The 25009-nt window shown below is 50.1% G+C and carries 20 protein-coding genes; 14 read left to right on the top strand and 6 right to left on the bottom strand.

The annotated features are described in order from the left end of the window. The first annotated feature begins 148 nt into the window (after window positions 1-148). On the top strand, window positions 149-1045 hold the full coding sequence (metF, locus tag AC2204_RS09805; protein ID WP_318925317.1) for a methylenetetrahydrofolate reductase: 897 nt from the start codon (window positions 149-151) through the stop codon (window positions 1043-1045). Between the two features lie 86 nt (window positions 1046-1131). Here metF and AC2204_RS09800 read toward each other — a convergent pair whose 3' ends face one another. Both AC2204_RS09800 and ppc read right to left on the bottom strand, forming a co-directional pair. After that, on the bottom strand, window positions 1132-1701 hold the full coding sequence (locus tag AC2204_RS09800; RefSeq protein ID WP_318925316.1) for a PadR family transcriptional regulator: 570 nt from the start codon (window positions 1699-1701) through the stop codon (window positions 1132-1134). 427 nt (window positions 1702-2128) lie between these two features. Beyond that, complete coding sequence (gene ppc / locus AC2204_RS09795) at window positions 2129-4759, bottom strand: phosphoenolpyruvate carboxylase (protein WP_318925315.1); 2631 nt, start codon at window positions 4757-4759, stop codon at window positions 2129-2131. A 678-nt stretch (window positions 4760-5437) separates the two neighbouring features. On the opposite strand from ppc, the gene argC reads away from it, so the two are divergent. The 4 genes from argC to argH all read left to right on the top strand — a co-directional run bounded on the left by argC (window position 5438) and on the right by argH (window position 10521). Beyond that, entirely contained in the window at window positions 5438-6451 is a 1014-nt protein-coding gene (gene argC / locus AC2204_RS09790) for an N-acetyl-gamma-glutamyl-phosphate reductase (protein ID WP_318925314.1), read from the top strand. An 11-nt stretch (window positions 6452-6462) separates the two neighbouring features. Beyond that, a complete protein-coding gene (argB, locus tag AC2204_RS09785) occupies window positions 6463-7242 on the top strand; it encodes an acetylglutamate kinase (RefSeq protein ID WP_318925313.1) in 780 nt (259 codons plus the stop codon). Between the two features lie 136 nt (window positions 7243-7378). Next, entirely contained in the window at window positions 7379-8593 is a 1215-nt protein-coding gene (locus AC2204_RS09780) for an argininosuccinate synthase (protein WP_318925312.1), read from the top strand. 50 nt (window positions 8594-8643) lie between these two features. Further along, window positions 8644-10521 (top strand): argininosuccinate lyase, encoded by a 1878-nt coding sequence (gene argH, locus AC2204_RS09775; RefSeq protein WP_318925311.1) that lies wholly within the window; start codon window positions 8644-8646, stop codon window positions 10519-10521. Window positions 10522-10613: 92 nt separating this feature from the next. On the opposite strand, the gene AC2204_RS09770 is transcribed toward argH, so the two are convergent. From AC2204_RS09770 to AC2204_RS09760, 3 genes are all read right to left on the bottom strand, one after another. Next, window positions 10614-10880 (bottom strand): DUF3624 domain-containing protein, encoded by a 267-nt coding sequence (locus tag AC2204_RS09770; RefSeq protein WP_318925310.1) that lies wholly within the window; start codon window positions 10878-10880, stop codon window positions 10614-10616. Window positions 10881-11023: 143 nt separating this feature from the next. Further along, window positions 11024-12475 (bottom strand): dihydrolipoyl dehydrogenase, encoded by a 1452-nt coding sequence (locus AC2204_RS09765; protein WP_318925309.1) that lies wholly within the window; start codon window positions 12473-12475, stop codon window positions 11024-11026. 98 nt (window positions 12476-12573) lie between these two features. Then, the gene (locus AC2204_RS09760) at window positions 12574-13302 is read right to left on the bottom strand and encodes a glutathione peroxidase (RefSeq protein ID WP_318925308.1); all 729 of its coding nucleotides are present in this window, start codon (window positions 13300-13302) and stop codon (window positions 12574-12576) included. 160 nt (window positions 13303-13462) lie between these two features. Between AC2204_RS09760 and oxyR the strand changes: the two genes are divergently transcribed. After that, window positions 13463-14362, top strand: a complete 900-nt coding sequence (oxyR, locus tag AC2204_RS09755) for a DNA-binding transcriptional regulator OxyR (RefSeq protein ID WP_318925307.1) — start codon at window positions 13463-13465, stop codon at window positions 14360-14362. A 60-nt stretch (window positions 14363-14422) separates the two neighbouring features. On the opposite strand, the gene AC2204_RS09750 is transcribed toward oxyR, so the two are convergent. Next, window positions 14423-16996, bottom strand: coding sequence for a penicillin-binding protein 1A (locus AC2204_RS09750; protein WP_318925306.1), 2574 nt, complete (start codon window positions 16994-16996; stop codon window positions 14423-14425). A 151-nt stretch (window positions 16997-17147) separates the two neighbouring features. Between AC2204_RS09750 and pilM the strand changes: the two genes are divergently transcribed. The 8 genes from pilM to AC2204_RS09710 all read left to right on the top strand — a co-directional run bounded on the left by pilM (window position 17148) and on the right by AC2204_RS09710 (window position 24968). Next, window positions 17148-18176 (top strand): type IV pilus biogenesis protein PilM, encoded by a 1029-nt coding sequence (pilM, locus tag AC2204_RS09745; RefSeq protein ID WP_318925305.1) that lies wholly within the window; start codon window positions 17148-17150, stop codon window positions 18174-18176. Beyond that, a complete protein-coding gene (locus AC2204_RS09740; protein ID WP_318925304.1) occupies window positions 18173-18787 on the top strand; it encodes a PilN domain-containing protein in 615 nt (204 codons plus the stop codon). The genes pilM and AC2204_RS09740 overlap by 4 nt, the downstream gene beginning before the upstream one ends. Then, window positions 18784-19368 (top strand): type IV pilus inner membrane component PilO, encoded by a 585-nt coding sequence (locus AC2204_RS09735; protein WP_318925303.1) that lies wholly within the window; start codon window positions 18784-18786, stop codon window positions 19366-19368. Before AC2204_RS09740 ends, AC2204_RS09735 begins: the two co-directional genes overlap by 4 nt. Window positions 19369-19383: 15 nt before the next feature. After that, the gene (locus AC2204_RS09730) at window positions 19384-19902 is read left to right on the top strand and encodes a pilus assembly protein PilP (RefSeq protein WP_318925302.1); all 519 of its coding nucleotides are present in this window, start codon (window positions 19384-19386) and stop codon (window positions 19900-19902) included. A 25-nt stretch (window positions 19903-19927) separates the two neighbouring features. Beyond that, window positions 19928-21643, top strand: coding sequence for a type IV pilus secretin PilQ (locus AC2204_RS09725; protein ID WP_413466692.1), 1716 nt, complete (start codon window positions 19928-19930; stop codon window positions 21641-21643). A gap of 161 nt (window positions 21644-21804) precedes the next feature. Further along, complete coding sequence (aroK, locus tag AC2204_RS09720) at window positions 21805-22323, top strand: shikimate kinase AroK (protein WP_107283445.1); 519 nt, start codon at window positions 21805-21807, stop codon at window positions 22321-22323. Between the two features lie 20 nt (window positions 22324-22343). Next, complete coding sequence (aroB, locus tag AC2204_RS09715) at window positions 22344-23423, top strand: 3-dehydroquinate synthase (RefSeq protein WP_318925301.1); 1080 nt, start codon at window positions 22344-22346, stop codon at window positions 23421-23423. 12 nt (window positions 23424-23435) lie between these two features. After that, window positions 23436-24968: an SPOR domain-containing protein gene (locus AC2204_RS09710; RefSeq protein WP_318925300.1), complete on the top strand. Its 1533-nt coding sequence runs from the start codon at window positions 23436-23438 to the stop codon at window positions 24966-24968. Window positions 24969-25009: the final 41 nt, after the last annotated feature.

The raw sequence follows: 25009 nt of genomic DNA, 5'->3' as shown, positions 1-25009 counted from the left end.
AGTTGAGAAAAATTCATGATCACTTTGTTGACATTAATTTGGTTACAAGACATTCTGTAGACATATAGACGTCTAAACGGTTATTTCTCAGACGTCACATTTGTTGCTGAATAGGCCGAGGGCAGGCCAGAATAGGAAGGGATTGACTATGGGGTATTCTCACGCAAGTCACTTAGATTCGTTAAATCAAAATATTGCAGATCTTAATGGTGACATTAATGTTTCGTTTGAATTTTTTCCGCCAAGCAGTGAGAAAATGGAAGAAACCCTATGGAATTCTATTCATCGTCTGAAAACGCTGAAGCCGAAATTTGTCTCAGTGACTTATGGAGCCAACTCGGGTGAGCGGGATCGAACTCACAGCATTATTAAAGAGATTAAGGATCAAACCGGGCTTATCGCGGCCCCTCACCTGACGTGTATTGATGCCACCCGCGATGAGCTGCGTACCATTGCCCGTGATTACTGGAACAATGGGATCCGCGACATCGTGGCATTACGCGGAGACTTACCCCAACAAGGCGTAAAGCCTGATATGTATGCTGCAGATCTGGTTGAGTTGCTACGTAAGGAGGCCGATTTTGATATTTCGGTGGCTGCCTATCCGGAAGTGCATCCAGAGGCGAAAAGTGCTCAGTCCGACTTGATCAACCTCAGGCGCAAAGTCGATGCGGGGGCGAACCGTGCGATCACTCAGTTCTTTTTTGATGTCGAAAGTTATCTGCGTTTCCGCGACCGTTGTGCAGCCTCGGGTATCGATGTCGAAATTGTGCCGGGTATCCTGCCTGTCTCCAACATGACGCAAGCCAAGCGATTTGCACTGGCGAACAACGTTAAAATTCCAGGCTGGTTAGAGAAGCAATATCAGGGGCTGGATGACGATCTGCTTAGCCGCCAGATGGTTGGTGCCAGCAATGCGATCGATATGGTGCGAATTCTGAGCCGCGAAGGGGTTAAAGACTTTCACTTCTATACCCTTAACCGGGCAGAACTGACTTATGCCATTTGTCATACCCTGGGCGTAAAGCCAGGAGTCGAGGCTTAATCCCAATAGGGACATGCTATCGGTGCCAATAAAAAAGCCGCTCTGAGCGGCTTTTTTAGTCGGTATGGCGAAATAGCGATATTCCGTTACTTGGTGATCGCAACCTTGCTTGTTTCGCTATCCAGATCTTTCAGCTCAGCCAGAACTTCTTCTGCCCAGTTAATCCACGCCTGGCGGTTATGCATGCCGCGGCGAAGAGTCAGGCGGTCAAGACGAGACTGGCGATCCATTTCTTTGTAGTTAGCAAAGTGGACTTTTTCCAGCTCCTCATAGTTGTTCATTAGCGAGTGAGACTCTTCAATGAGCGCCTCAAGCTGTTGTTGCATTGGCTCTGAATTATGAACACCGCAAACCAGTAGCTTGGCCGAGAACTCATCGCGGATCGTTGGATTGCGAGCGGGTTCCTGGAACCATTCAAATAATGCCTGACGGCCTAGATCGGTAATCGAGTAGACCTTACGGTCCGGTTTACCTTCCTGAGGTTCAAGCTGACAGGTTACTTGGTTATTGCCGGCCATTTTATTCAGTTCGCGATACACCTGCTGGTGGCTCGCTTTCCAGAAATAACCGATGCTGTGTGAAAATTCTTTGGTGATATCGTAACCGGTTGCGTCGCGATTGCTTAGCACGGTTAAAATTACGTGTGGTAGTGACATCTCTTCTATCCGATAAAATACTGCAAAGTAAAAAATACAATCAACCGGACGTTACCCTTCGCTCTTTGGCGTTTGTTATAATCGTCATGTTGCACTGCCTGATCGAGATCACATAGGATATCATCAATATGCTCAATACTGATACCTGACAGAATAAATAATTTATTCACTTAGGCTGTCAATTACTCATCATGTGACCTTTATCCAGACTGGCATTGCAATCGGTTTTGCATCACCTGCTTTCACAAGGTTCATCATTTACTCTAGTGCAAGACATTGCTGGGCGTTTGTCTCAATATTGCGTCAGAATAAAATAAACGCTGGGCGATAAGATCATGGTGTTCAACAGGGATACGGCGGTTCAGGTAGGATAAAATAAAGGTCACACGAAGTGACCTTTATCTGATTTTTTCTCCGGTGCGGCAAATTAACCCGTGTTTCTCATTCCCGTTGCGATACCCGCGATACTGACCATCAGCGCCTCTTCCAGTATCGGTGATATTTCTTCTTGCTGGCGCGTCCGGTACAGCAATTCAGCCTGCAGCATGTTGAGTGGCTCGACATAGATATTACGTAAGCGAATGGCTTCGGCACCCCACGGATCCTGCTCCATCAGGTGCGCGTTGTTTTCAACATTCAGCACCGTCTTAATGTCTTGTTGCAACTGATCGCGCAGTTGCTGACCCAGCGGCCACAATGACTTATCTGTCAGGCGCTGATCATAGTACTGTGCAATGCCGACATTGGTTTTGCTGTACACCATCTCCAGCATGCCCAGGCGGGTCGAGAAGAAGGGCCATTCACGGCACATATCTTCGAGTAGCTGGGCATGGCCCTTGTCGATTGAGTACTGGATCGCCTCACCGGCACCTAGCCAGGCAGGTAGCAGCAAGCGGTTCTGGCTCCAGGCAAAAATCCAAGGGATCGCACGTAAGCTTTCGACCCCGCCGTTCGGGTTTCGCTTCGCCGGACGGGAGCCTAATGGCAGTTTGCCCAGCTCTAACTCTGGCGTCGCGGCGCGGAAATAAGGCACGAATTGCTCATTGCCACGCACCACGTTGCGGTATGCTTCGCAGGAAACTTCAGACAGCACGTCCATCAGATCGCGCCAGTCTTGTTTTGGTGCGGGTGGCGGTAGCAGGTTTGCTTCAAGAATGGCACTGGTGTAAAGGCTCAGGCTGTTGACTGCCACATCCGGCAGGCCCAGCTTAAAGCGGATCATTTCCCCTTGCTCGGTAACACGCAGGCCGCCTTTCAGGCTGCGAGGAGGCTGAGAGAGCAGTGCGGCATGTGCCGGTGCACCACCACGGCCGATAGAGCCGCCGCGGCCATGGAATAGAGTCAGTTCAACCCCCGCCTCTTCACAGACCTCAACCAGCTCTTCCATTGCGCGGTACTGTGCCCAGCCTGCCGCCATCACCCCGGCATCTTTCGCTGAGTCAGAATAGCCGATCATCACCATTTGGTAGTTCTGAATGAAGCCGCGGTACCAGTCAATGTTCATCAATTGCCTGATGACGGCGGCGCCATTGTTTAAATCTTCCAGTGTTTCAAACAGCGGGCAGACATCCATGCGGAACGGACAGCCTGCTTCTTTCAGCAGCAGGTGCACCGCTAATACATCAGAAGCGGTACGTGCCATTGATATCACATAGGCGCCCAGCGCTTCGCGGGGTTGTTCGGCCACGGTGTTACAGGTATCGATGACTTCCTGGACCTCTGCTGAGGGCTGCCAGTCGCGTGGTAACAGCGGACGTTTTGACGCCAGTTCGCGGATCAGGAACGCCACCTTATCTTGTTCGCTCCACTGATCGTAATCGCCGATCCCCAGATAACGGGTCAGCTCTGAAATAACATCAGAGTGGCGGGTACTTTCCTGGCGGATATCAAGACGGACCAGGTGAATGCCGAAGCACTTAATACGGCGCAGAACGTCAAGCAGCAGACCGTCTGCAATAATCCCCATGCCGCAAGCGTGCAGAGACTGGTAACAAGCGTGCAGAGGATCCCACAGCTGATCAACATGAGTGATCACTTTAAGGTTAGGCGCGTCATGGCCCTGAATTTTGGCATCCAGCACGTCGCGGGTGTTGGTCAGCTCGGTGCGTAATTTTTTCAGGATGGCACGGTAGGGTTCATGCTCATCGCCGGCGAGCTCGCGAACCTGATCGTTGCATATGACCATTGACAGCTCGCTAACCAGTTCCTGGATATCCCCCAGGTACAGATCGGCGGCTTTCCAGCGGGACAGCAACAGCACTTCTCGGGTGACTTCTGAGGTCACGAACGGGTTACCGTCGCGGTCTCCTCCCATCCATGAGGTAAATTTAACCGGTGAGGCATCAAGAGGCAGGCCTTCGCCCAGATGGTGAACCAGTTTCTCGTCAAACTGACGCAGGAATTCAGGCACCGCTTGCCACAGCGAGTTTTCTACCACCGCATATCCCCACTTGGCCTCATCGAGCGGCGTCGGTCGCTGTTTGCGGATGACGTCAGAGTGCCAGGCCTGGGCAATCAACTGCTCTAGGCGTTGCTCCACGCGCAGGCGTTCACTGTGAGAAAGTTCGCTCAGCTCAAGGCTCGACAGGCACTTGTTGATCTGTACCAGTTTGTGGATCATGGTGCGACGGGCAATCTCTGTCGGATGAGCCGTCAGTACCAGCTCAATGTTCAGATCACGCACCGCCTGAATAGAGTCAAGCTGACTGACATTATTGGCGTTGAGCTTACCAAACAGGGAATCGATAGAATCCGGACTGCAAATGTGCTCTTCACAGTGGCGTGAGATCGTATGGTACTGTTCGGCGATATTGGTCAGGTTAAGAAACTGACTGAAGGCACGAGCAACAGGAAGAAGCTGATCATCAGGGAGGTTTTGTAATTCATCGATCAGTCTCGCGCGATCGTCGTCATTACCTGCCCGAGCCGATTTTGACAGCTTACGTATGGTTTCCACCTTCTCAAACAGAGGCTCGCCATGTGCATCCTTAATGGTATTACCCAGCATGTGGCCGAGCATACTTACGTTACTTCTTAACGCGCTGTATTTTTCCTTCATATCGTATCCATCTCGTAATTTTGTTACATCCAATCTGCAACAGTATTGTGACAATCTATCCGCGATCCCACTTTCAGGTCAACCGTGATTGCATTTGCGGGCGATAAATCGAGTCTACCTTGATTTTGGTCATACTCTGCTTTTCGTCCTGAAAGTTTATTTCGTCAATATGTGTCATGTGGCACATTATTTGTGTCATTTTACTGTCAGTGAAATGGCAAGCCGGCAAAATTTCCTCCGGCAATACTGTCGTTTTTGATGACCAGAGATATGCCCGTCTCATTGCTTTGCTTCGAACCGTATATTGGCAGAGCGAGGAACCGATTGGTAAATCCGCTCTTTATAAGCATAGCTAAAGCCTGAAATGACCATTTTTTCTACTTCTGTTGTTGACAGCCTAAGGATTAGACGGTAAAAATATAAATGCAAGCAAGATGAATAAGTATTTATTTGTATTTTCTTGCGCTGATTGATAACAAATGCAACCGGGCTCTTAAGCCAGAAGTAGGAAAAAATTAACATGAACCAAGCGAAGATCAACAATCAGAACTCCCTCCGACGACGCTAAGTCTGATTCGCTTGGTGCCTCTCGTGCACCCCATCACTCGCTGTGTTAACAGCACTGTTTCAAAACCTAATGCTTTACAAAAAACCAAAGCAGATAAAACGGAATTTCTTATGTTGAACACCTTCATTATCGGTGCCAGCGGCTATACCGGCGCTGAGCTGGCAAAAATGGTGCATGTCCATCCGCATCTTCAATTGGCAGGCCTGTTTGTCTCGGCCAATAGCCTGGATGCCAATAAGCCCATCAGCGATCTGCATGGCCAGCTCAAGGGTATCGTGGATCTGCCGCTGCAACCTTTATCTGAACCGGCTGCGGTTGCCGAGCAGGCGGACATTGTTTTACTGGCAACAGCCCATGAAGTGAGCCATGACCTGGCTCCGATTTTTCTGGCCGCCGGTTGTCAGGTGTTTGATTTATCTGGTGCATTCAGAGTAAAGGATGATGAGTTCTATAATCAGTATTACGGCTTTGTCCATCAGCACCCTCAATGGCTGGAACAGGCCGTTTATGGTTTAGCGGAATGGAACAGCAAGGCGATTAAACATGCCCAGTTAATTGCGGTGCCCGGCTGTTATCCAACGGCTTCTCAGTTGGCGCTTAAACCCCTGATTGAAGCTGACTTGCTCGATGTAAATCAATGGCCTGTTATCAATGCGGTGAGCGGGGTGTCGGGGGCAGGGCGTAAAGCATCCATGATCAATAGTTTTTGTGAGGTGAGTTTACAGGCTTATGGCCTGTTCAGTCACCGCCACCAACCGGAAATTGCCAACCACCTCGGCAGTGAAGTGATTTTCACTCCCCACCTAGGCAGCTTCAAGCGCGGTATTCTGGCGACGATTACCGCGAAGCTAGCGGCGGGTGTCGAGGCTGAGCAGGTCGGGCAGGCAATGGCGATGGCCTATCCGGGGATTGCTGGTGGCCATGCAGTCAGGCTGCTGGGTGAGCAAACGGCCAGTATCCAGAATGTTGTCAATACCTGCTTCTGCGATATTGGCTGGAAAGTACAGGGTCAGCACATTATTTTAACATCTGCGATTGATAATTTATGGAAAGGCGCCTCCAGTCAGGCGGTGCAGTGCATAAATATTCGAAATGACTTCGCGCAATTAACTGCGTTGGTATAGGAGCCGTCACCATGAGTCAGATCCCTTTGGTTATTAAATTAGGCGGTGCAGCGCTGTCGTGTGATGAAACGCTGGAAAAGTTGTTTGATGCCATTCATCACTATCAGGAAAGCGCCCAGCGTCCATTACTGATCGTACATGGCGGCGGTTACCTGGTTGATGATTTGATGAAGAAATTACAACTGGAGACCGTTAAGAAAGAAGGGCTTCGGGTAACGCCGAAAGAGCTGATCCCATTTATTGCCGGCGCATTGGCGGGAACCGCGAACAAAATACTCCAAGGACAAGCGATGAAAGCCGGTGTTTCGGCGGTGGGGCTGAGTCTGGCTGATGGCGGGCTGTGTCAGGTCACCGAATTGGATCCGGACTTAGGGGCGGTGGGTAAGGCCGCGCCGGGTAACTGCGACCTGGTAAGCCAAATCATGGCGTCGGGTTATTTGCCTATCGTCAGTTCAATTGGCCTTAATGCCAACGGTGAACTGATGAATGTGAATGCCGATCAGGCGGCTGTTGCTGTCGCCGCCGCTCTCGATGCGGAATTGGTACTGCTGTCGGATGTCAGCGGCGTATTAGATGGCAAGGGACACCTGATCCCGAGCCTAACAGAGCAACAAGCTGAAGCCTTGATCACTCAAGCGGTGATCACTGACGGCATGATCGTAAAAGTTCGTGCGGCTTTTGAAGCGGCAAAAGCCTTAGGCCGTCCGATTGAAGTCGCCACCTGGCGTTATCCCGACAGGCTGGCAGCATTATTTGATGGCCAGAGTATCGGTACTAAATTTTCGGTGTAAAGCCTGTATTCACTGTCACTGCCAACAGTACAGTCGAAATGGGGTTTTAACAAAAACAGTTGTAGAACAATTTATTTCAGAACATTTTAAAGCAGCCTGAACGGGATGACCGTCGAGCGGGCACGAGGAGAGCATCATGAGCAAGGTAACTAAAGTCGTATTAGCCTATTCCGGCGGTCTGGATACATCAGCAATCATTCCATGGCTGAAAGAGAACTATGACTGTGAAGTGGTTGCGTTCGTTGCCGATGTTGGCCAGGGCGCAGCAGAGCTTGAAGGCATTGAAGAGAAGGCCATCGCATCAGGTGCATCATCTTGTTATATCGCCGATCTGAAAGAAGAGATGGTGGCAGACTATATCTACCCAAGCTTGAAAACCGGTGCGATTTATGAGGGGAAATACCTCCTGGGTACGTCCATGGCGCGTCCAATCATTGCCAAAGCGCAGGTCGAGTGTGCCCTGAAAGTGGGGGCGGATGCACTGTGCCATGGCTGTACAGGTAAAGGCAACGACCAGGTTCGTTTTGAAGGAGCCTTCGCTGCTCTGGCTCCGCACCTTACTGTGATTGCACCTTGGCGTGAATGGGATCTGCGTAGCCGTGAAGCCCTGCTGGATTACCTGGCAGAGCGTGATATCCCTTGCACTTCAACATTGGAAAAAATCTATTCGCGTGACGCCAATGCATGGCATATCTCTACCGAAGGCGGTGTGCTGGAAGATACGTGGAACCAGCCGAATGAACTATGCTGGGTATGGACAAAAGATCCGGAAGACGCACCAAACACCCCGGAAACAGTGTCAATTCTGGTCGAGAAAGGCGAAGTCGTTGCGGTTGACGGCAAGGCAATGTCACCATTTAATGCCCTGACATATCTCAATGAAAAAGGTGCCGAGCACGGTGTCGGTCGTATCGATATCGTTGAAAACCGTCTGGTTGGCATGAAGTCCCGTGGTTGTTATGAAACGCCGGGTGGCACCATCATGAACGAAGCCCTGCGTGCCGTTGAGCAACTCGTGCTGGATAAAGAATCGTACGAGTTCCGTGAAACGGTCGGCTTGAAAGCCTCGCACCTCATCTACGATGGCCGCTGGTTTACCCCTCTGTGTAAATCGATTTTAGCCGCCGCCGAGGAACTTGCTAAAGATGTGAGTGGCGAAGTTGTGGTAAAACTGTATAAAGGTCAGGCGACTGTGGTTCAGAAACGCTCGCTGAACAGCTTGTACTCAGAAGAGTTTGCGACCTTCGGGGAAGATGAGGTGTATGACCACAGTCATGCCGGCGGCTTTATTCGTCTTTACTCGCTGGCAAGTCGTATTCGTGCGTTGAACGAACTGAAAAAACAAAAATAATTTCATTGAAGCAATGAGCAAGTCGAGTCGCGAAGCATAGGAGAAGTACCATGGCATTATGGGGCGGACGTTTTAGTCAGGCAGCTGACACACGGTTTAAGCAGTTCAACGATTCACTACGTTTTGATTACCGTTTGGCGGAGCAGGACATCGTTGGTTCTATAGCATGGTCAAAAGCACTGCACCAGGTTGATGTGTTGACGGAAGGTGAGCAGCAGCGGTTAGAGCTGGCGCTGAATGAGCTGAAACTAGCCGTGATGGAAGATCCGGAGCAGATTTTACATTCTGATGCCGAAGACATTCACAGCTGGGTTGAGCAACAGCTAATCGGCAAAGTCGGTGATTTAGGTAAGAAGCTGCACACGGGACGTTCTCGTAACGACCAGGTCGCGACTGATCTGAAACTTTGGTGCCGTCAGCAGGGGCAAGAGCTTCTTCTTATGCTTGATAAATTGCAAAATCAGCTAGTGTCGGTGGCGCGTGAGCATCAAGCCACCGTCCTGCCTGGTTATACCCATTTGCAACGTGCTCAGCCCGTCACGTTTGCCCATTGGTGTCTGGCTTACGTTGAAATGTTTGAGCGTGATTACTCGCGTTTGCATGATGCGTTAAATCGCCTTGATACCTGTCCTCTGGGCTCTGGCGCACTGGCGGGTACGGCATATCCGATTGATCGTGAAATGCTGGCCCATAGCCTTGGTTTTCAACGGGCGACTCGTAACAGCTTAGATTCAGTCTCTGACCGCGATCATGTGATGGAATTGCTATCGACGGCGTCAATTTCGATGCTGCACCTGTCACGGATGGCGGAAGACTTAATCTTCTATAACTCGGGTGAATCGAATTTCATTGAGTTAGCGGATACCGTGACATCAGGATCGTCACTGATGCCACAAAAGAAAAATCCGGATGCTCTTGAACTTATCCGAGGTAAATGTGGCCGGGTCTACGGGGCCATGACGGGTATGATGATGACCGTTAAAGCGTTACCACTGGCTTACAACAAAGACATGCAGGAAGATAAAGAAGGTCTTTTTGATGCGCTAGACAGCTGGAATGACTGCATGGAAATGGCAGCACTCTGTTTTGACGGTATTCAGGTTAACAAAGAGCGTACTCTCGAAGCTGCCATGCAAGGCTATTCGAATGCCACAGAGCTGGCGGATTACCTGGTGGCAAAAGGCATTCCGTTCCGCGAGGCGCACCACATTGTGGGGGTAGCGGTTGTGGCCGCTATTGCTAAAGGATGTGCCTTAGAAGAGCTGTCACTTGATGAGATGAAAGCATTTTCTGCGGTAATTGAAGAGGATGTCTATCCGATCCTGACTATTGAGTCATGCTTAGATAAGCGTTGCGCGCTAGGAGGCGTGGCGCCTAATCAGGTCGACTATGCGATTGGGCAGGTTGAGAAGCGGTTAGAGAAGCGTTATTCACCCGAGGTGAAAGTACGCGGCGCTCGTCTCACTGATCTCGACGCGATTGAAGGCATGGTGGTTTACTGGGCTGGCCTGGGTGAAAATCTGCCGCGTAAACGCAATGAACTGGTGCGCGATATCGGCTCTTTTGCGGTCGCCGAACACCACGGTACTGTAACAGGCTGTGCCTCGCTTTATGTTTATGATTCAGGTCTGGCTGAAATCCGCTCGCTGGGTATAGAAGCCGGCTGGCAGCATCAGGGGCAGGGCAAGGCGGTTGTCGAGTATTTGCTTGAGAAGGCCCGCCAGATGGCGATTAAGAATGTCTTTGTCCTAACCCGGGTGCCAGAATTCTTTATGAAGCAGGGCTTTATACCGACATCTAAATCATTGCTGCCGGAAAAGGTGATGAAAGATTGCGATCGTTGCCCGCGTCAGCATGCCTGCGATGAAGTGGCACTGGAGGTGCGGCTGGATCAGGAACTGGCTATTCCGACCGTGAATGTGGCTTAAATCTGAATTTATCGGCCTTTTTGGATAAAACGACTTAAAAGATAAAAACCGGTCTATTAGCCGGTTTTTTCTTTAATAACAAGAATTTCAGACTATTTCATCCCGGTTGGTCTGATACGTAGGCGCCGAATGAAGGCGACCAGCAGGTGGGCCGCGAGCAACAGTGAAAATGCACTGGCGGCAAAGATGAGGGCGATAGATTCAACCATGGCAGGTTGGCTACGGTAGAAATACCACCACGCGGCCCAACTTAATCCACTTAGCATGGTTAGCTGCCCCATGCATTGGCGACAACGGCCTAACTTTTGTTTGAACGCCTGTTGGCTGAAAGCACGACTGCGGCAGCGGTTACATCCCATTGTTTAGTTCTCAAATCACCCCATGACACCTGCATTGTACGCTTAATTAGGCGCAAACACTTTCAGCTATGCGCTAACGGAAAGCCCTCACCAGGTGAGGGCATATTTTTACCGGTATTACTGGTACCAGTACATTCTATTGATTAGCAGCCCGGGCCGCAGTCCAGGCAGTGTTTAATCATTGCCGGACCCAGGTGCAGCCTGGCGTTCAGGTCACGCAGGGCGGTACGGACACCTTCTTCAATCACCGGGTGGTAGAAAGGCATATCCAGCATCTCGGCAACGGTCATCTTGTTCTGGTGCGCCCACGCCAGCAGGTGCGCCAGATGTTCGGCATTCGGGCCAATCATCTCGGCACCCAGGAAGCGTCCGGTTCCGTGTTCGCCGTAAACATGCAGCACCCCTTTGTTGCGCAGCATGACACGTGAGCGGCCTTGGTTTTCAAATGACACCTCACCGGTTTCGAAGCAACCGCAGTTGCCAAGGCGGGTGATGATTTCCTTGTGGGTTTCACCAACCATTGCGATTTGCGGGTCGGAAAATACCGCCGAGATCGTGGAGCGGCGCAGTCCGGCGCGGATATCCGGGAAGCGTCCGGCATTATCGCCAGCAATCCGTGCCTGATCGGCAGCTTCATGCAGCAGCGGTAGCTGGTTGCTGGCATCGCCGGCGATGAAAATGCTGTCGACGGACGTTTGCAGAGTGAAGTGATCGGCAGCAGGTACACCGCGTTCATCCAGCTCAAGCGTGGTGTTTTCAATCGCCAGCTTGTCGACGTTAGGTCGACGACCGGTTGCGGCCAGTACGTAATCAACGGTGATCTCTTTGAGCTCGCCATCTTTGCCGCAATATTTGATTTCAATGACGTCTCCTTGGCGCTTCATGCTGTCCAGTTTGACATCGGCATCGAGGTAAAACTCTTCGTTGAAGGTTTTATCGGCATAGGCCATCACAGCTGGGTCGGTGAGCGGGCCAACCTGGCCGCCAAGGCCAAACATTACCACTTCAACCCCAAGGCGTTTTAGCGCCTGACCAAGTTCAAGGCCAATCACGCCCGGACCAAATACGGCCACTGAGCGGGGGAGGTCGTCCCAGTCAAATACATCGTCATTGATGATCAGGCGATCCCCCAGCTCATTCCACGCTGCAGGGTAAGCCGGCCGAGAGCCGGTAGCGATAACAATACGCTTGGCCGTGATCTGGGTATGGTCATCAACAGCCAGGGTCGTGTTGTCGATAAATGTGGCATAGCCAGAAATTTTGTCTTCCGCAGGGATCTCATCAACCCCTTCCAGCACAAAGCCAACAAAGCGGTCGCGTTCACGCTTTACCCGGTCCATGACTTCACGGCCGTTAATCACGATTTCTCCCTGTGGATGAATACCGAAGCCCGGTGCTTTTTCGATCTGGTGAACGCTTTCCGCCGCGGCGATCAGTAGTTTCGATGGCATGCAACCCACACGTGCACAAGTGGTGCCGTAAGGGCCGCCTTCAACTATTACTACATTATCTGTATGGGCTTTGGCTGCACGGTATGCGCCCAGGCCTGCAGTACCACCACCAATAACTGCAACATCAACATTCAGGGTTTTCATTTCGGTTCTCTCCAGTCAAGTCTTGCCAGTATCCGGCCTAAATCTCCGTCATGGTGGGGTACGCTCACCCCACCCACTTTATTATTGCTTTGGCCGGATTAGCCTAGGTACGCTTCTAGTTCTTCGCTGCCACCGATGTGTTTACCACCGATGAATACCTGAGGTACTGTGCTCTTGCCTGATACGGCACGCAGGCTCACTGTCGTTGCATCTTTACCTAGGATTACCTCTTCATACTGAAGACCTTTATCGATAAGATTCTGTTTTGCCTTGGCACAGAACGGACAGCCCGGCTTAGTGAATACAGTGATTGACTCTTGCATCTTGTGGTTTGGTGCAACGTAGTTCAGCATGGTGTCGGCATCTGAGACTTTGAACGGGTCGCCTGGTTCGTCATTTTCGATGAACATTTTTGTTACTACACCGTTCTTGACCAGCATGCTGTAGCGCCATGAACGCGGGCCGAAACCGATCTCTTTTTTGTCGACTAGCATACCCATGCCCTGTGAAAACTCACCGTTACCATCTGGGATGAAAGTGATGTTTTCTGCTTCCTGATCGGCTTTCCATGCGTTCATTACGAAGGTATCGTTTACTGATACACACAGAATGTCGTCAACACCGTGCTCAGAAAAAACGGATGCCAGCTCGTTGTAACGCGGCAGGTGGCTTGAAGAACAAGTCGGGGTAAATGCCCCCGGCAGGCTGAAAACCACCACCGTTTTGTTTGCGAATAACTCTTCTGTTGTCACGTTTACCCATTGGTCGCCCTGGCGGGTTGGGAAAGTAACTTGTGGTACAGCCTGACCTTCTTTAGATGTAAACATAATCGTATTCCTTAAATTTTAATTGTTTGTCTGGTTCAATTGGAGCGTATCAATCTGCTCTCCGTTTTGATGTGATGATTATGCGATTTCTGGCTTGATAGCTCCAATCGTTTGCTGCTATGGTTTTGATAGTTAATTCCTATCGTTGAGCAAAAGCCACATGAACATCCGTGATCTTGAATATCTGGTTGCTTTATCTGAGCACAAACATTTCAGAAAGGCGGCAGAAGCCTGCTTTGTCAGTCAGCCGACGCTGAGCGGGCAGATCCGCAAGCTGGAAGACGAATTAGGGGTCTCGTTGCTAGAGCGTACCAGTCGCCGGGTGTTATTTACCGATGCCGGGCTGAGTCTGGTGGCGCAGGCACAGAAGGTCTTGGTGGAAGTGAAAGTTCTGACCGAATTGGCAAGCCAGCAAGGTGAAAGTATGGCTGGCCCGCTGCATATCGGTTTTATTCCAACGGTTGGTCCGTACCTGTTGCCGTTGATTATCCCAACCCTCAAGCAGTCATTTCCCGATTTGGAATTGTTCCTGCATGAGGCTCAAACCCATCAGCTGGTGCATCAGCTTGAAACTGGCAAGCTGGACTGCCTTATTCTGGCTGCGGTAAAAGAAACCGAACATTTTATTGAGCTGCCATTGTACGACGAACCTATGGTTGTTGCTGTTCCCGATGTTCATCCCTGGGCAGAGAAAACGTCGCTGGATATGGCCAGCCTCAGTGGTGAAACTTTGCTGATGTTAGGGGATGGCCACTGCTTGCGTGATCAGGCGATGGGATTTTGCTTTGCTGCCGGCGCCAAAGAAGACGGCCAATTTAAAGCGACCAGTTTAGAGACGCTGCGTAACATGGTAGCGGCAGGCAGTGGGATTACGTTGTTGCCGAAGCTGGCGACACCAAAAGCGCACAGTCGTGATGGTGTCAGTTATATTAGGGCTTATGATCCGGCACCGACCCGATTGATCACCTTAGCTTACCGGCCAGGCTCACCGCTGCGGGAGCGTTATGAAAAAATAGCGTGGTTGATCAAAGAGCAGATACCTGCGGCGCTGGCGGAGTAGGTACAAAAAAAGCGCCATTCCGGCGCTCTTTTTGTGTGGGTCTTGATTAGCCGATGTTACTCAGAACAGTTCATCAGAGCTCTCTGATTCAAACACGCCGTATGATCCGCCCTCAGTCACCATCTCGGTTGGCTCTGAGCCTTTGGTGAAGTATTCAAACATTGAGCTAAAATCATCACGGTTGGATAATTTGCCGGTTTCACGGTCAATACGCACCGTCACGATATCATTCGGCAGTTGCTTACGTTGAACCGGGACATCTTCCAGCGCGGCCTTCATGAACTCGACCCATGCCGGTTGAGCTGTTTTTGCCCCCGCCTCACCGCCGGAAATCTGCTCTTTGTCCAGATTATTGTTCCAGGACGCTCTGCCAAGCTCGCGGCTATGGCTGTCAAAGCCGACCCAGGCCGTCGCGACAATGTTCGGTCCGAAACCCGAGTACCACGCATCTTTCGATCCGTTAGTGGTACCGGTCTTGCCGCCGATATCGCGTCGCTTCAGTACCTGACCCCGCCAGCCGGTGCCATTCCAGCCAGAACCATAGCGCCAGTCACCACCGCCCCAGATATTACTTTCCATCATCTCACGCACCAGAAATGCATTTTGCTCTGAAATTACTTGAGGCGCGTAGTTAACCTGCTGCTGATCGAGTTCCTGATCACTGCCGGCAGTACTCAGTTCCTGCTCACTAATGGCAATATCGTTCAGCACCGCTCGGCTGGTCGCGACAGGATCCCCTGCTTGCTGTTGTTCCTGCTGACATTTACTATTGCACACAATGTTTGGGTTGGCCTGATAGATCAGGTTGCCATAGGGATCTTCAACTCGTTCAATAAAGTAAGGCTCAACATAGTAACCACCGTTAGCGAAAACAGAAAAACCTTGTGCCATTTCTATCGGTGTTAAGTTACCGGCGCCCAGAGCGATGGCCTCGGCGCGAGGTAAGTCTTCACGTTTAAAGCCAAAGCGGGTCAGGTAACTGATGGTTTGATCTAGGCCGACACTCCGCAATACCCGAACGGCCATTACGTTCTTCGATTGGGCTAAGCCCAGGCGCAGACGTGTCGGACCATTATAGGTTGGCGGTGAGTTTTTCGGACGCCACGCGGTTCCCTGACTCTGATCCCAGCGGTTAACGGGGGCATCATTGACTAAGGTCGCCAGTGTCATACCGTTATCTAAAGCAGCAGAATAAATAAAGGGCTTGATACTCGAGCCGACCTGGCGCACTGACTGGGTAGCACGGTTAAACTTACTGTGGACAAAATTAAAGCCGCCGACCATTGCCGAGACTGCGCCATTGTGCGGTGAAACGGCCACAAAAGCGGTATTGGCATCGGGAACCTGACTCAGTATCCAGGCTTGACTTTCGGTATTGTCTTCACTGGTGCGAGTTTGTTGCTGTACCCAGATTTGCTCACCGGTTGTCAGGATCTCGGTGGCAGATTTTGGCGCGGGACCCTGACGGGTATCGGTGATAAATTGACGAGCCCACTTCATGCCATCCCATTCGATGCTAACGTGTTCACCGCTTTTGATCACAACCTCGGCAGACTGGCTATTTACTTTGGTGACAACGGCTGCGACTAAGTCACCGTAGGCAGGCTGTTTATTCAGGTGCTCGGTGATTGAAGTGGTACCCCATGCGGCTTGGCCGGGTTGCCACAGTGTCGCCACGGCACCACGATAGCCGTGGCGCTGATCATAATTTAGCAAGTTGCTGATGGCGGCACGTTCCGCCGCCCTTTGTAAGGTTGCATTCACGGTGGTGTAGATACGCATCCCGGAGACATATGCATCCTCACCATAGCGTTCAAGCATCCAGGCACGGGCGCGTTCAGCAAAATACGGTGCATTCAACTCAATTTCTGCGCCATGGTAACGAGCAGTGATAGGTTCAGAGCGCGCCTGATTCAGTTCGTTTTGAGTAATGTAGCCTTCATCAAACATCCGGCCCAAGACGACATTGCGGCGTGTTGTTGCACGATCCAGCGAGTAAATTGGGTTCATGGTTGACGGGGCTTTGGGTAAGCCGGAAATCACCGCAATTTCACTGAGCGTCAGTTGACCGACCTCCTTGCCGAAATATACTTGTGCCGCCGCCCCGACCCCATAAGAACGATAACCGAGATATATTTTATTGAGGTAGAGTTCCAGAATTTCATCTTTACTCAGCAACTGCTCGATATGAATAGCGATAAAGATCTCTTTGATCTTACGCATGATTTTCTTCTCGTTAGAGAGAAAGAAGTTGCGCGCGAGCTGCTGGGTAATCGTACTCGCTCCCTGCTTGGCTGAACCAGAAGTGGCAACGACAAATGCGGCACGGGCAATACCTATCGGGTCAATTCCCGGATGCTCGTAATAACGGCTGTCTTCGGTAGCAATAAATGCGTTTAGCATTTGAGGTGGAATGTCTTTCAGTTCTAATGGGATACGCCGCTTCTCACCGAATTGTGAGATCAGCTGTCCATCAGCACTAAATACCTGCATGGGGGTTTGCAGCTCGATATTTTTTAGTGTTGCAACATCTGGGAGCTCTGGTTTTACATAGAAGTAAAAGCCAAAGATTGTACTGACTCCAAGAGTTATGCAAATCATTGCAAGTATAAGTAATCGCTTTATGAACTTCACTTGAGATTTCCCGTTACGCCATCGTCCAACCGGTCATTATCCATTATCTTTCAACCAATAGTATAAAGATAAACAGAAATAAAATTAATGCCACTGGATGGTGTTTATTAGAAATAGTTTGCTTTTCCGTTATCAGGGAGCATAACACGGTATGTTTCGTAACCCATTAAGTGTCGGAATAGATATTGGCAACCACAGCGTTAAAGCGGTTGTGCTGAATCAAAAAAAAGACCAACTGAAATTATCTGGCTTTGCTGAAATCATTCTGACTTCTGGAATTATTAATGATCAGCATAGCGTGAACACCACCGCCTTATTGTCAGTGATGCGTAAATTAAAAAAGCGCTTACCTTTTGGCGCAAGAAAAGTGACGCTGGCCCTACCCGATAGCGCAGTGATCAGTAAAGTCATTCAGCTCGATGCTGATCTGAGTGACGAAGAGGCCGAGTTTGCCGTTTCTCAGGCACTTGGAGCCTCGTCACCCTTTCCGGTCGAAGAACTCTGGATGGATTTCTTTCCCTTGGTCTCCGATTCGTTTGCCTCACCGGCAATGACGGTACCGTATCAGGTTTTTGCCTCACGCAAAGACACCATCGATAGTCGTATTGCCGCGATTAAAAAAGCCGGTCTAAGCCCGAAAGTGATGGAGCTACAAACCCATGCTTTGCTGTGGCTGGCCGACCATTACAGGACAACGTCGGGAATGAATGATCATTGGTGCGTCGTTGATATAGGTAAGCGCCAGACCGGATTCTGTATTAAACCCACTGGCGCGGCGGCCTATCATCGAGAAATCGCCTTTGGTACCAGCCAGATCCCGGACACCAGTGTCGGGGGGGGTGACAACATGCGGATGCTCTCATTGCCAGAACAACCTTCTTCATTACCGTCAGATGTGATGGAAAGTTTTACCAAGCAACTGGCCAATCACCTGAAACGTCAATTTCAGCTGTATAACTCCACCCATCCACGAGCAGCACTGAAAGGTCTCTGGCTGTGTGGTGGGGGCCAGGATGTGGTCTCTGATGAGTTACTCAGCCGCTGGCTGGGCATTGAGGCGGTATGGATGAATCCGTTGAGTTGCTTTTCCAGCAGTCGAAAACTTGATGTTATCTCTACGGGAAGGTACAGCCAGTATGCCGTTGCGGCGGGATTAGCACTTCGCGGACTTGCCGAATGATCGATAAATTAAACCTGCTGCCATGGCGTGAAGATAAGCGGAAAAAACACAAGCAACGTTTTGTCGCCCTGCTGGTGGTTGCCGTCGCCACGGTTGTGGCGGTTCATTGGTTGGCTGCCAGTTATATCGTTGAGCAAAAGGCATTACAGCAGTCACGAAATCAGCGGTTACAGCAAGAGATTGCGGTTTTGGAGCGGCGACGGGCATTTTTACCCGAGCTCGATAAACAGCGTGATGCGTTAAACAAGCGTTTGCAGGTGATTGTTGATATTCAGCAAGAGCGGAATCGGGTGACTCAACTTTTCAGTCTGTTACCGGCACTAGTGCCTCCCGGTGTTTATCTGGAAGATTTAACGTTAAAAGCGGGAAACGTATCGCTCAATGGCGTGGGTGAGTCGAATGGCCGGTTGGCATCGCTGCTATCGAATGCAGAGCATTCAGTCTGGCTGGAAAATGTGGCGATGCATTCGATTATTGCAACCAAAGGAAAAAATGCAGAGGAGCTCACTCGTTTCAAAGCGTCTTTCAACATGGTCAGGGCCACGGATGAGGATCCGGCTGCCGCGCAAGAGCAACCTAAACCGAAGCGCCCGCAAGGAGAAAAAGGGTGAGTGACTGGCATGATTTAGATTTAGATGAAATCACGGATTGGCCGATTATTCCGCAGTCGGTTGTCGTACTCTTTCTGGCACTCGTTGTCGCCGCAGTTGGTTACTGGTACTGGCTGACCCCGTTGCAACATGAGCTGGTAAGCCTTAAGCAGCAAGAGATGGCGTTACGGGTCAAGCTGATTGACCGAGCCGCCCAGGTCGCTGAGTTGCCGACACTGAAAAAACAGATTGAGGAGCTGGAGCAGCGTTACCACACCGTGATCAACCAGCTGCCGGTAGAAAAAGAGCTGGCGAGCTTATTGTCAGGCATCAATGATATCGGGATCAGAAACGGGCTGGAGTTCCAGCGTATTCAATGGGCGCCGCGCATTGAACTGCAATGGTATTACGAGCTGCCGCTGAATATGCAATTAACCGGCAGTTATGAGGAAATCGGTCAGTTTGCAGCATCGATTGCCAAGCTATCCCGTATTGTCACGCTGAAAGACTTTGATTTAAAAGTGGTCGAACAAACTGGGCAGCAAGAGACGTTGTCGCTGAAAGTCTCTGCCAGTACCTATCGCTTTAAAGCTTCCGAGTAATTATCAGGGATCACCATGAATAAATTATGGCTTACTGTACCGCTGACGTTATTGCTTTTGGGGTGCCAAGCCAATGAAGAACCGATCCAGGCGTTTATCTCACAAGCTTATACCGAGGCGAAAGCTAACGTTGAGCCGCTACCCGAACCGTTTGTGTTTGTTGCTGACGAATTTGTGATGACCAGCCACCGGATCCCCTTTGTTCGTCCTCGGCCTGAGCAGCAGGATCGCGAAGAGGGCAGTAACAAAGACTGCTGGCAGCCGGACTTACAACGAACCCGAACATCCCTGGAAAACTATCCGCTCGGCCAACTGACGATGAAAGGTGTGCTTGGCGATGACAGCTTGCTCTGGGCATTAATTTATACCCCGGAAGGAAAGCTGGTAAAAATTCGGGAAGGGCATTATCTCGGCTTAAACCATGGCAAGGTCCAGCGTGTTAGTTCCCGTAGTATTGAGATTGAAGAAACGTTGCCCGATGGCGTTGGTTGTTGGCTGACAAGGCCAATGAAGCTGACTCTGACTCAGCCCTAAAGACAAGGAAGAGGCTCAAAAACGAATGAAAATAAATGTTCCGACAGTCATGACAGCAAAAATTGTGCGTCTGCTTGTTCTCTGTTTGTGCATTGCTCCTATGGCATGGACAGTTGCCGCAGCCAGCAAAATGGATAATCAGGTTACCAAGATTGATTTTAAACGCGACAAGGAGGGGCGGGGGCGTTTAAGTGTGCAGTTGGAAAAAGTGCAGACTTTGGTGGATATACGGAAATCGGGTAACCAGTTGCACGTTGAAATAGTCGATACCAGCATTGCGGATGAGATGATCTATGTGCTGGATGTCGCTGATTTTGCCACGGCAGTGAGTTCGATAGAGACCTTCCGGACGGGCAAAGGTGTCAAGCTGGTGCTTAAGATGACCTCGGCTTTTAACTATGATTATACCTTGAAGGGCACCAGGCTTGACGTGTTGGTCAGCGCCAGACAAAAAAGGGAAGACGAAGTACAACAGCAGAAGCTGGCTTATAAAGGCAAGCCAATATCGATTAACTTTCAGGATGTGCCGGTACGTAATGTGCTGCAGCTTATTGCTGAATATAATGATTTTAACCTGGTCGTCTCTGACACCGTACAGGGTAATGTGACTCTGCGCCTCGATGATGTGCCGTGGCCACAAGTACTGGATATTATTCTGCAGGCCAAAGGGCTGGATAAGCGAGTTCAGGGATCGGTGGTGCTGATCGCGCCAAAGGCTGAGCTGGCACAGAATGAACAGAAAGCGCTGGAGGCAAAGCGCAAAGAAGAAGAGTTGGCGTCACTGCGTTCGGAGCTTATTCAGGTGAGCTATGCCAAAGCCTCGGATTTAGCCAGCTTATTGCAAGGTAGTGAAGGGGGGATCAGCATGTTGTCCCCGCGTGGTTCCCTGCATGTGGATGAGAGAACCAACGCATTAATAATCAAAGATATTAATGACAGTGTTGACGGTATCAAAGCGATTGTTGCCGCCCTGGATAGGCCGGTAAAACAGGTCCAGATTGAAGCGCGTATTGTGACGGTGGATGAAGGTGATGTCGATGAGATCGGGGTTCGCTGGGGGCTTTCGAAGCGAAAGGGTGACTTCACGCTTGGGGGATCCATTGAACATAATCTTGATTCCGTCGGATTATTGGATGGTGACTCAACCGTTGATAACTTTCTTAATGTTAATTTAGCGGCGGTGAAAACCGGGGCATCGAGTATTGCTTTTCAGGTTGCCAAAATTGGCGATATCTTGCTCGATTTGGAGTTGTCAGCGCTGCAGGCTGAATCTAAGGCAGAAATTATTTCCAGTCCGCGTTTAGTGACGACCAACAAGCAAACAGCCTATATCGAGCAGGGAACGGAAATACCTTATCTGGAGGCTGCATCCAGTGGCGCGGTCTCGGTTTCTTTCAAAAAGGCCGTGCTGAGCTTAATGGTTACTCCGCAAATAACACCGGATAATAAGCTGGTGCTTGATCTGGTTGTTACCCAGGATAAGCCGGGTGCTACAATCAGTACTGGCACCGGAGAGGCCGTCGCAATCAATACTCAGCGCATCAGCACCCAGATATTGGTTGAAAATGGAGAGACGGTTGTTCTGGGCGGGATCTATGAACAGCAAATCAATAACTCCGTCGAAAAAGTACCATTATTGGGTGATTTGCCGGTTTTAGGGGCCCTTTTCCGTCATAGTTTGGAAGAAATGGGTAAGCGTGAGTTATTGATTTTTGTCACTCCAACGATCGTTTTTCAGTAAACTTCGCTTTTGATGGGCTCTAGCTATTGCCAAATGGTCGTGAGTCCTGAGATAATTTTCGGTCTTATCACGAATTATATGTGAGGAAGTTGGCGCCTCGGGCTTTTATTCATAGCCTGCGGGCGGTGTCGTTTTCTTAACCGCGCGTAAAATTGCTAAAAATGGCTGAAAAACGAAATATTTTCCTAGTCGGCCCAATGGGTGCCGGCAAAAGTACTATTGGTAGACATCTTGCACAGCAACTGCATATGGAATTCTTTGACTCTGATACAGTCATTGAAGAACGTACCGGTGCTGATATCAGTTGGGTCTTCGATGTTGAAGGCGAAGCTGGTTTCCGCGTTCGCGAAGAAGCTGTCATTGATGATCTGACACAAGAGCAAGGTATTGTGTTAGCGACAGGCGGTGGCTCTGTAACAAGTAAAGAGAACCGTAATCGCTTATCTGCACGTGGTGTGGTGGTTTATCTGGAAACTACTATTGAAAAACAGTTAGCACGTACACAACGTGATAAAAAACGCCCACTGCTGCAGACTGACAAGCCACGCGAAGTGCTGGAGGCACTTGCGGCGGAACGAAACCCGATGTATGAAGAGGTAGCTGACTATGTTGTTCGCACTGACGATCAAAGTGCGAAAGTGGTCGCTAACCAAATCATCAAAATGATTGAAGAGCGTTAATAACACAAGAGAAGCTGACCATGGAACGGATCAACGTCAATTTAGGTGACAGAAGCTATCCTATCTCTATCGGCGCCGAGTTATTTAATAACCCGGCGTTGTTTTCGCCTGTAATCAGTGCAGGTCGACGTGTCGTCGTGGTTAGTAACGAGACAGTCGCGCCGCTTTATGCTGAACAGGTGATGACAACCATCCGCTCATTAGAGTGTGAGGTTGCGCTGCTAGAGTTACCCGATGGCGAGCAATACAAGACGTTAGATACGTTTAACCAAATCATGACCTTCTTACTGGAAGGTAATTATGGCCGTGATGTGGTGATTGTCGCGCTAGGTGGAGGGGTGGTTGGTGATGTGGTCGGTTTTGCTGCGGCAAGTTATCAGCGAGGGGTAGATTTTATTCAGGTACCGACAACATTATTGTCTCAGGTCGATTCATCGGTTGGTGGTAAAACCGCCGTGAATCATCCGCTGGGCAAAAATATGGTCGGGGCTTTTTATCAACCTAAAGCGGTAGTGATTGATAATTATTGCCTGCAAACCTTACCCTCACGCGAATTTGCGGCAGGCATGGCTGAAGTCATTAAATATGGCATTATTGCCGATTATGAATTTTTTGTCTGGTTAGAGCAGAACATTGAAAAACTACAGGCATTGGATAACGATGCGCTGTGTTATGCCATTGGTCGTTGTTGTCAGATCAAGGCCGATGTGGTTGCCGCCGATGAAAAAGAGTCTGGCGTCCGCGCTTTACTCAATTTAGGCCATACGTTCGGTCACGCGATTGAAGCGGAAATGGGCTATGGTCAGTGGTTGCATGGTGAGGCTGTATCGGCCGGTACCGTGTTAGCTGCAAAGACTGCTTGCGAGCAAGGGTTGCTGAGCCAAGGTGACGTGGCCCGTATTATCCGCCTGCATGAGCGTGCACAGTTGCCTGTTCATGCGCCGGACTCGATGAACTTTGACAGTTTTATCAAGCATATGATGCGAGATAAAAAAGTATTATCAGGGCAGTTGAGGCTGGTATTACCAACATCAATTGGTACAGCAGAGGTGGTATCGGATGTATCACACGACGTTCTGCGTCGTGTGATTGATGCTTAAGTTGTAACCGAAATGACAAGCGACAGTAATGCTAGAACATTGGATCTGGACAGCCAGATCCAATTGCTTTCCCGAATTCAATTCTTAACCCGTTTTAGTTCTAATCTCATTCAGGTCACTGGTGGTGACGGTGCAGGAAAAACCTGGCTGGCACAACGCTATCTGGAGCATTGTGCCGCCGACACCAATCAGGCACTGCTGACGTGTTATCCGACCCAGACAGATAGCCAGCACCGCTCAATTTTATTGAAGCAGCTAGTAGCCAAGCCATTGTTTAACGACCAGGATCCCCTGGAGCAAAGCCTTGAACGCATGCTGGAAGGTAATCGCTGCCATGTGTTGCTAGTGATTGATGACGCCCAGTTACTCAGCCCTACCATGATCGCTGAATTATGGGCTTTAGTGCTAAAAGCGCAAAATGAACCTCTGTGGCAGATCAATGTATTGCTGTTGAGTCAGCCCGGGCGGCTCAATAAATATTTAGATCAGGTCTCTCATGGTCAGGGGCAATTGCCGCTAGAGTTAGAAATTTCTGATTTAACTGAACAAGAAGTACAAAGCTTTGTCGAAGTTATGCTTTCTGGCGATCAGCTGGATGCAAATGGAAGACGTGTACTCAGAGAAAAGGCCGCCACCATGGCTGCTCGCCCGGGTGCTTTAATGCAATTAGATCATACAGAGAGTAAAGACATGACCCACTCGTCATCGCGTATTCTTTCACCCGCCGCATTATTTATTGTACTGCTTGCGGTTGTTGCTGCGGGTCTCGTCTTTTGGCTGTTCCCGGCCGATGACGAGACAACAGCCAATACAAGCATGAGAACAGCCGTTAATACGGACAATGTGGCAGCGGTAGAAGAATCATCTGCGAGCCTGAACACCGGCCGTTTTGATGAACCCGAACTGGTCGAAGCTGATAAACGCGATCCGGCGACCGTTAAGCCTGTGTCACCGCAAGATGGGATCAATAATGATTCTCATGTATTGCCACCTGAACTGTCGCTTGAAGGCTTAACTGTTGGGCGTAATGATGAGAGCAAACGTGTGGTGGTGCCATCACAGGTTGTTGATGCCATGATATCGGAGCAAGCGCTCGGCGGCAGTGGAGAACAGGCCATTACTCAGCAAACCATCGATCAGCAAGAGCGACCGAATGAAACCGCAATGACGACGTTAGCAGAGCCTCTGGTTGAAACGGTAGAGCCTGCGGCGGTTTCAGCGACTGAAACTGGCTTTCGGCCGGTAAGCGTGCTTGGCAGCGAGCTAAAGGCGATTGACAGTCGTCACTATACGCTGCAGTTGGCGGCATTGAAGTCGTTAGCGGCGGCAAAAAAGTTTGTCACGGAACATGATATCAGTGAAATAACCACACTGTATGAAACCCGCCGTAATGGTGAGTCGTGGTTTATCGTGATCACCGGAGATTACCTGGATATCGTGACCGCACGCCGGGCTGAAACCAAGCTGCCCACAAGCGTTCAGGCCGTACAGCCTTGGGTAAAATCTTATGCCCAGATCCATCGCGAAATTGAACGGGTAAAATAATCTTAATATCCTTGCGGTTTGGTGGTAGATATTTCCGGTAA

The sequence above is a fragment of the Photobacterium sp. genome, assembly GCF_057456235.1.
Note: the sequence above shows the minus strand (reverse complement) of the source record. Positions and strands in the feature narration are given on the sequence as shown.